This window comes from Mesorhizobium sp. M7A.F.Ca.MR.362.00.0.0 (assembly GCF_004023175.1).
GTDB lineage: Bacteria > Pseudomonadota > Alphaproteobacteria > Rhizobiales > Rhizobiaceae > Mesorhizobium.
Genome location: NZ_RZTF01000274.1, coordinates 2,380 through 8,906 on the forward strand (window position 1 = coordinate 2,380; position 6,527 = coordinate 8,906).

The following is a 6,527-nucleotide window of genomic DNA, read 5'->3' on the forward strand; positions in this document are numbered from 1 at the left end:
GCTGCACCAGGAACGGCGTGTTGCGCATCACCTCGACGTAACAGGCGATCGCCCGCTTGAGCAGAACCGGGCCGTTTCGTCGCCCCGCGGCACCCAGGATGCTGAGCAGCGTTCCGGCCAGCGTGGTCACGGCGATCAGCAGGATCGTCGTGGCCGCGCCGTGCGCGATGTCGCCCAGAGCACCCGGGAGCCAGGCAAAGGCCACGGAAACTCAATCCTTGAGGTTTTCGGGATTGAGCGGCGTCTTCAGCCAGGTTTTCGAGCTTTCATCCAGCTTGCCGTCGGCCAGCATCTTGGCGATGGCATCGTTGACCGCCTTCTTCAGGCCGTCCTCATTCTTGTTGAGGCCGATATGCGAGGGCGAGGTCAGAAGCTGGAACTTCTGCTCCGGCTTCAGTGCGTCCTGCTTGGCCAGCACCTGCGCGCCGACATCGTTGCCGACGACCATCAGCTGCGTCTGGCCGGAGATGAAGGCCTGGATCACCGAATTGTAGTTGTCGAAGCGCTTGATGTCGGCCGACGCCGGTGCTGCCTCGGTGAGCGAGGTGTCTTCCAGCGTGCCACGATTGACGGCGATCGACTTGTCGGCGAGGTCTTCCTTGCCCTTGACCGTCAGAGCCGCCGGACCGATCACGGCGATGTAGTAGGGCGCATAGGCGGCGGCGAAGTCGATGACCTGTTCGCGTTCCTTCGAGTAGCCGACGCTCATCAGGATGTCGACGCGCTTGTCGTTCAGATACGGGATGCGGTTCTGGCCGGTGACGGCGATGGGGTTGAGCTTCACCTTGAGCGTATCGGCAATGTATTGCGCGACATCCATGTCATAGCCCTTGAGGCTCATATCGGCGCTGGCCGAGGAGAAGGGCGGAAAGTCGGCGAAGACGCCGACATTGATGGTGCCGGCCTTGGTGATGTCCGCCAGCGCATCGGCGCTTGCGGCTTGTGTGGCGAAGCCGAAACCGGCCGTGCCAAGCATCAGCACGGCGGCGATGGAGGCAAATGTCTTGCGGATTGTCATTGTTATTCCCCTGTCTGGACGCTTGTTTGTTGGATACGGCCGCCGGCTCCAGCGCGGCGGCCGCCTTCGTTTGGATTCGTAGAGGTCAGGCTCCCTTGCCGGTGATAGCCGGGCTGAACACCATCAGGCTCAATATCTCGAACAGCACCTGTGCGGCGGCATGCGCCGTGTTGGTGGTCGCGTCATATTGCGGCGCCACCTCGACGACGTCGCCGCCGACGATGTTGAGGCCCTTGAGGCCGCGCAGCAGTTCGAGCACTTCGCGTGTCGTCAGCCCGCCAACTTCCGGCGTGCCGGTGCCGGGCGCGAAGGCCGGGTCGACGCTGTCGATATCGAAGGAGACATAGGTCGGGCCGTCGCCGACTATTCTGCGCGCCTTCTCGATGATGGCCGGAATGCCGAGACCGGTCACCTCCTCGGCATGCACCACGGTCATGCCGGACTCGTAGGTGAACTCCCACAGATATTCGGCCGAGCCGCGGATGCCTATCTGGATGGTGCGCGTCGGGTCGAGCACGCCGTCAAGCACCGCGTTGCGGAACGGGCCGCCATGGTGGAACTTGGTCATGTCGAACAGGCCACTGGTGTCGCAGTGGGCGTCGATATGGATCAACCCGACCGGAGCTTTCTTGCCGACGGCCTTCAGGATCGGGTGGCTGATCGAATGGTCGCCGCCGATCGAAAGCGGGATGACGCCGGCATCGACGATCTGGTTGGTGCGGCGCTCGATATCCTCATGGCTTGTCTCAAGCCGGTAGCGGCTGCGGAACGGCGTGTCGCCGATATCGGCGACCCGGAGCTCATGTGTGGGCGCGCATTCCAGAACGTGATTGTAGGGGCCGATGCGCTCGATGGCACGCAGCGCTCGCGGCCCGAAGCGCGAGCCTGGCCGGTTGGTGACGCCGAGGTCCATCGGCACGCCGATCATCGCCACCTGCAAATCGCCGAAATCCGGATTGTCGGCCGATATTTCGCGGTAGGGCGCGGCGAGGAAGGTCGGGATGCCTGAATAGGGCGCCAGCCGCGTGCCGCTCTTGGAGAAGATCTTGTCGGCGACCTTGCGGAATTTCGGGTCGAACATCTCGCCGCCATGGCTTTCACCATATTTGCGACGCAACGCGTCGAGCTTGCCGCGATCGTATCCCATGTCCGCTCCTCCTGGGCTGATGCAGTGCCGCCGCGGATGACGCCTGCGAACCGACCGTCATCCGGCCGGGCCGCTGTCCCGCTGGCTGCCTGCAGATTCACGTCTTGATGCTGTCCAGGTTCAGTGTCCGGCAGCGGCATTGAAAAATCAATTGATATTGTTAGGGTGTTTTCTGTGAGAAAATCTCACAATAAAGTTGATACCCATGACCAAGCGCCTGCCACCGCTTAATCCACTGCGCGCCTTCGAGGCAACGGCCCGACATGGCTCGCTGACCAAGGCGGCCATTGAGCTGAATGTCACCCATGGCGCCGTCAGCCATCAGATCAAGGCGCTCGAGCAGTCGCTTAGTGTCAAGCTGTTCGAGCGGGCCGGCCAGCGGGTCAAACTGACACCGCATGGCGCGGAGCTTCTGCCGGCGGTGTCGACCGCCTTCGACGGCATCGCCGCCGCCACCCAGCGCATGACAAGGCCGGCGAGCAGCGGCACACTTTCGGTCTCCTGCGTGCCGGCGCTTCTGTTGTTGTGGATGACACCGCGGCTCGGCAGTTTCATGGCGCAATATCCCGACATAAGGCTGACGCTTATCCCTTCCAACGATCCCAAGGATTTGCGGGCGCCCACCATCGATGTCTGCGTGCATTATGGCGACGGCAGCTGGACCGATTGCTGGATGCGCAAATGGTCGGGCCTCGAACTGTTTCCCGTGGTCAGCCCGACCCTGATCAACAACCGGCCGATCCGCAGCGTCAGGGATCTCGCCGACCATGTCTTCCTGCATGGCGATGACGGCCGCGAATGGCACACCTGGCTGGCGGCCGCCGAAGCGCTGGACCTGGAGCGGGGTCGCCGCCATCACCTCGGCGATGCGCGCATGGCGACCGAGGCGGCGGTGCATGGCCATGGCGTGGCGCTGGGCGACTCCGTGACGGCAAGTGCGCTGCTGGCCAGGGGCATGCTGGTCGCGCCGTTCAGCCTGTCGGTGCCGGCGGTCGACGATTTCTATGTCGTCTGCCGCAACGAGATGCGGGCGACACCGATCGTGCAGGTGTTCATCGACTGGCTGTTCGCCGAGAAGGCCGGGGATGACGGGCGCGCCGACGCCCCTGTGGCCGGCCGCATCGTCAGCCGCCGCAAGCGTCCGGCGCTCAGGGTGATGGGCGGAAAATCCGCAAGTTGATGCCAAGCTCTGCGCCACCGCATGCAGGCAGCTCTTTTTGTCGGGCCAGCCTGAAAGCGGGCAGCGTTCTGGCCGATTCGATGCTATGAGGCCTGTCGCGATTGTGGATGGCAGGCAGCGAAGGCGGTGTTGAGACATGGCTAAGACCGATATTGCGCGGCGCGTCTACAACCACACCTGGAAGCTCGACCCGATCGTGCGCAGCCTGCTCGATACGGATTTCTACAAGCTTTTGATGCTGCAGATGATCTGGGGCATGTATCCCAAGGTCGACGCAACCTTCTCGCTGATCAACCGCACGACTTCGGTGCGCCTTGCCGACGAGATCGACGAGGCCGAATTGCGCGAACAGCTCGACCATGCCCGCACCTTGCGCTTCTCCAAGAAGGAGATGATCTGGCTCGGCGGTAACAATTTCTACGGCCGCAAGCAGATCTTCGAACCGGAATTCCTCGCCTGGCTGGAAGGCTTCCGGCTGCCCGAATACGAGCTGTCGAAGCGCGACGGGCAGTATGAACTGACCTTCAGCGGGCCGTGGATGTACACCACACTGTGGGAAATCCCCGCGCTCGCCATCATCAATGAACTTCGATCGCGCGCGGCGATGCGGGCGTTCGGGCCTTTCGCGCTCGACGTGCTCTATGCCCGCGCCAAGTCCAAGATGTGGGCCAAGACCGAGCGGCTGAAGGCGCTGCCCGGCATCCGCATCTCGGACTTCGGCACGCGCCGGCGCCATTCCTTCCTGTGGCAGCGCTGGTGCGTCGAGGCGCTGAAGGAAGGCATCGGCGAAGCGTTCACCGGCACCTCCAACGTGCTTCTGGCCATGGACAACGACCTCGAAGCGCTCGGCACCAACGCACATGAGCTGCCGATGGTGTTCGCCGCCCTCGCCGACTCGGAAAAAGAGCTGAGGCAGTCGCCCTACAAGGTGCTGCAGGACTGGCAGCGTTACTATGGCGGCAATCTCTTGATCGTGCTGCCCGACGCCTTCGGCACGGCATCGTTCCTGCGTGATGCGCCGGACTGGGTGGCCGACTGGACGGGCTTTCGCCCCGACAGCGCGCCGCCGATCGAAGGCGGCGAAAAGATCCTGTCCTGGTGGCGCGACAAGGGCAAAGATCCCCGGCAGAAACTGCTGATCTTCTCCGACGGGCTTGAAGTCGAGACCATCGAGGAGACCTATCGCCACTTCAAGGGCAAGGTGCGCATGTCCTTCGGCTGGGGCACCAATCTGACCAATGATTTCGAAGGCTGCGCGCCGACGGAAACCAACAGCCTCGACGCCATATCGCTGGTCTGCAAGGTCACCGAGGCCAATGGCAGGCCGGCGGTGAAGCTGTCGGACAATCCGGCCAAGGCGACCGGCGACGAGAACGAGATCGAACGCTATATCAGGATTTTTGGCGAGAAGGATCGCGTGGAGCAACTGGTCAAGGTGTGAGCGGTGATGGGGCTCCTGGATAGTTCGAGTTCCTTGGCGCCCCCCTCTGTCCTGCCGGACATCTCCCCCTCAAGGGGGGAGATCGGCAGTTCCGCCGACGGCTCTTCTTCTTCAACGTTGAAGATTGGCGAAAGCTGTAACGGCTGCGCAATCTCCCCCCTTGAGGGGGAGATGTCCGGCAGGACAGAGGGGGGCGCCGTAGAGCGCTACGATGGAAGTCAGCCCGCTGGCAAACCAACACCACAATGTGGCCCTGTGCCTCAAGGACGGCACGCCCTATCCCGATCAAGGCTGAGCGACGCTCAGGTCGACCTGATCTGCTCGACCGCGGTCACCAGCAGCTCTTCCATGGCGGTGCGTATCTGGGCATCCGACTGGGCGATGCCTGCCGCGTCGAAATCGGCGCGGACCTTGCGGAAGACATCGTTGTCGCCGGCCTCTTCAAAATCCGCATGCACGACTTCCCTGGCATAGGCGTCGGCATCCGCACCGGATTTGCCGAGCTTTTCGGCGGCCCACAGGCCGAGCAGCTTGTTACGGCGCGCCATGGCCCTGAACTTCGTATCCTCGTCCATCGCGAACTTCTTTTCGAAGCCTTCCTGACGGTCTCTCATGCTGCTCATGGTTTGCCTCGTTTCGGGTTTGGGTCCGGTCTTCAGCCTGGGGAAGAGCGGGCAGGGAAGGCGAGAGTGGCGTGCATGGAGGTCATTAGCAAGGCCGGATCGCTCACGCCGGCGATTGAGCGGGGTGCTTGGCGGTTCCGGTCATTTGGCCGATGTGATTTGACGTTGCCGCGCCGTGTCCTACTCTCGAATGCATGGTGGACGAACCGAGGAGACGAGTGATGCGGTCGCCTTTCAATGGAATTCGCAGCGTCGCGCTGACGGCGGCCGTGATCCTTGCCGCCGGCACCGCGGCCTATGCGCATCATGGCTGGTCGTGGACGCAGGACGGGTTTTTCGAACTCAGGGGCAAGATCACGGCCATCTATATCGGCAATCCGCACGCCACGCTGGATGTCGACGCCGAGGGCGAGGCCTGGCGGGTGGAGATGGCGCCGCCATCCCGCACGATCGCCGCCGGCTTCACCGAGGAGGTGGCCAAAATCGGCGACGAGGTGACCGCGATCGGCAACCGCTCGCTCGAGGCGAGCGAAAAGCGCATGAAAGCGGTGCGCCTCATCGTCAACGGCAAGACCTATGATGTCTATCCCGACCGCGTGCCGCCGGCCTAGATGACGGAGTTTTTCGCCGGCATCGAGCAACTTGCCCTGGCGCGGTGGCTGAAGGCTTCCTTCATCGCCTACCCCGTGGTCAATGCGCTCCACATCATGTCGATCGGCGCGCTGCTGACCAGCGTCGTTCTCATGGACCTCAGGATATGCGGCGCCCTCCGTTCGCTGCCATACGCCGCGTTCGTCGCGCTGCTGCGCCGCACCGCTTTGGCGGCATTCGTGGGTGCGCTCGTCACTGGCTCGCTGCTGTTTTCGGTCAAGGCGAGCACCTATGCGGCTATGCCGGTTTTCCTAGCCAAGATGGCGCTCATCCTTCTCGCCGGCGTCAATTTTTTCACCTTCCTGCGCTTCGCCAGAGGCGGTGACGAGCCGGCCGGCAGCGCCATCCTGGCTGTGCTCTCGATACTGCTGTGGACTTCGGTGCTGTTCGCCGGACGGTTCATCGGATTTCTTTAGCGCCGCATCTTCCTTCTCCCCCTGTGGGAGAAGGTGTCGCCGAAGGCGACG

The 6,527-nt window shown here is 63.0% G+C and carries 7 protein-coding genes and 1 pseudogene; 4 read left to right on the forward strand and 4 right to left on the reverse strand.

Features of this window, described 5'->3' with window-relative positions; translation table 11 throughout:
* From EOC06_RS43550 to speB, 3 genes and pseudogenes are all read right to left on the reverse strand, one after another.
* Window positions 1–205, reverse strand: a pseudogene (locus EOC06_RS43550) (amino acid ABC transporter permease); the annotation flags it as partial.
* Between the two features lie 6 nt (window positions 206–211).
* On the reverse strand, window positions 212–1,018 hold the full coding sequence (locus tag EOC06_RS26240) for a transporter substrate-binding domain-containing protein (RefSeq protein WP_127269241.1): 807 nt from the start codon (window positions 1,016–1,018) through the stop codon (window positions 212–214).
* A gap of 85 nt (window positions 1,019–1,103) precedes the next feature.
* Entirely contained in the window at window positions 1,104–2,165 is a 1,062-nt protein-coding gene (speB, locus tag EOC06_RS26245; protein WP_128309145.1) for an agmatinase, read from the reverse strand.
* A gap of 205 nt (window positions 2,166–2,370) precedes the next feature.
* Here speB and gcvA point away from each other — a divergent pair, with 205 nt between their 5' ends.
* Window positions 2,371–3,345, forward strand: coding sequence for a transcriptional regulator GcvA (gene gcvA, locus EOC06_RS26250; RefSeq protein WP_128309146.1), 975 nt, complete (start codon window positions 2,371–2,373; stop codon window positions 3,343–3,345).
* Between the two features lie 136 nt (window positions 3,346–3,481).
* Window positions 3,482–4,786: a nicotinate phosphoribosyltransferase gene (gene pncB / locus EOC06_RS26255; protein ID WP_128309147.1), complete on the forward strand. Its 1,305-nt coding sequence runs from the start codon at window positions 3,482–3,484 to the stop codon at window positions 4,784–4,786.
* A 302-nt stretch (window positions 4,787–5,088) separates the two neighbouring features.
* Here pncB and EOC06_RS26265 read toward each other — a convergent pair whose 3' ends face one another.
* Window positions 5,089–5,409 carry a DUF1476 domain-containing protein gene (locus EOC06_RS26265; protein ID WP_128309148.1) on the reverse strand — a complete coding sequence of 107 codons (321 nt, stop codon included), beginning with the start codon at window positions 5,407–5,409 and terminating at the stop codon, window positions 5,089–5,091.
* A gap of 221 nt (window positions 5,410–5,630) precedes the next feature.
* Here EOC06_RS26265 and EOC06_RS26270 point away from each other — a divergent pair, with 221 nt between their 5' ends.
* Together EOC06_RS26270 and EOC06_RS26275 are read left to right on the forward strand one after the other, a co-directional pair.
* Window positions 5,631–6,020, forward strand: coding sequence for a DUF6152 family protein (locus EOC06_RS26270; RefSeq protein ID WP_128309149.1), 390 nt, complete (start codon window positions 5,631–5,633; stop codon window positions 6,018–6,020).
* The gene (locus EOC06_RS26275; protein ID WP_128309150.1) at window positions 6,021–6,476 is read left to right on the forward strand and encodes a DUF6644 family protein; all 456 of its coding nucleotides are present in this window, start codon (window positions 6,021–6,023) and stop codon (window positions 6,474–6,476) included.
* The last annotated feature ends 51 nt before the right edge of the window (window positions 6,477–6,527 follow it).

Bases quoted from the DNA above. Each gene is read 5' to 3' on its own strand.
- gcvA (WP_128309146.1), top strand. From the start codon at position 2,371: ATGACCAAGCGCCTGCCACCGCTTAATCCACTGCGCGCCTTCGAGGCA.
- EOC06_RS26270 (WP_128309149.1), top strand. From the start codon at position 5,631: ATGCGGTCGCCTTTCAATGGAATTCGCAGCGTCGCGCTGACGGCGGCC.
- speB (WP_128309145.1), bottom strand. From the start codon at position 2,165: ATGGGATACGATCGCGGCAAGCTCGACGCGTTGCGTCGCAAATATGGT.
- pncB (WP_128309147.1), top strand. From the start codon at position 3,482: ATGGCTAAGACCGATATTGCGCGGCGCGTCTACAACCACACCTGGAAG.
- EOC06_RS26265 (WP_128309148.1), bottom strand. From the start codon at position 5,409: ATGAGCAGCATGAGAGACCGTCAGGAAGGCTTCGAAAAGAAGTTCGCG.
- EOC06_RS26275 (WP_128309150.1), top strand. From the start codon at position 6,021: ATGACGGAGTTTTTCGCCGGCATCGAGCAACTTGCCCTGGCGCGGTGG.
- EOC06_RS26240 (WP_127269241.1), bottom strand. From the start codon at position 1,018: ATGACAATCCGCAAGACATTTGCCTCCATCGCCGCCGTGCTGATGCTT.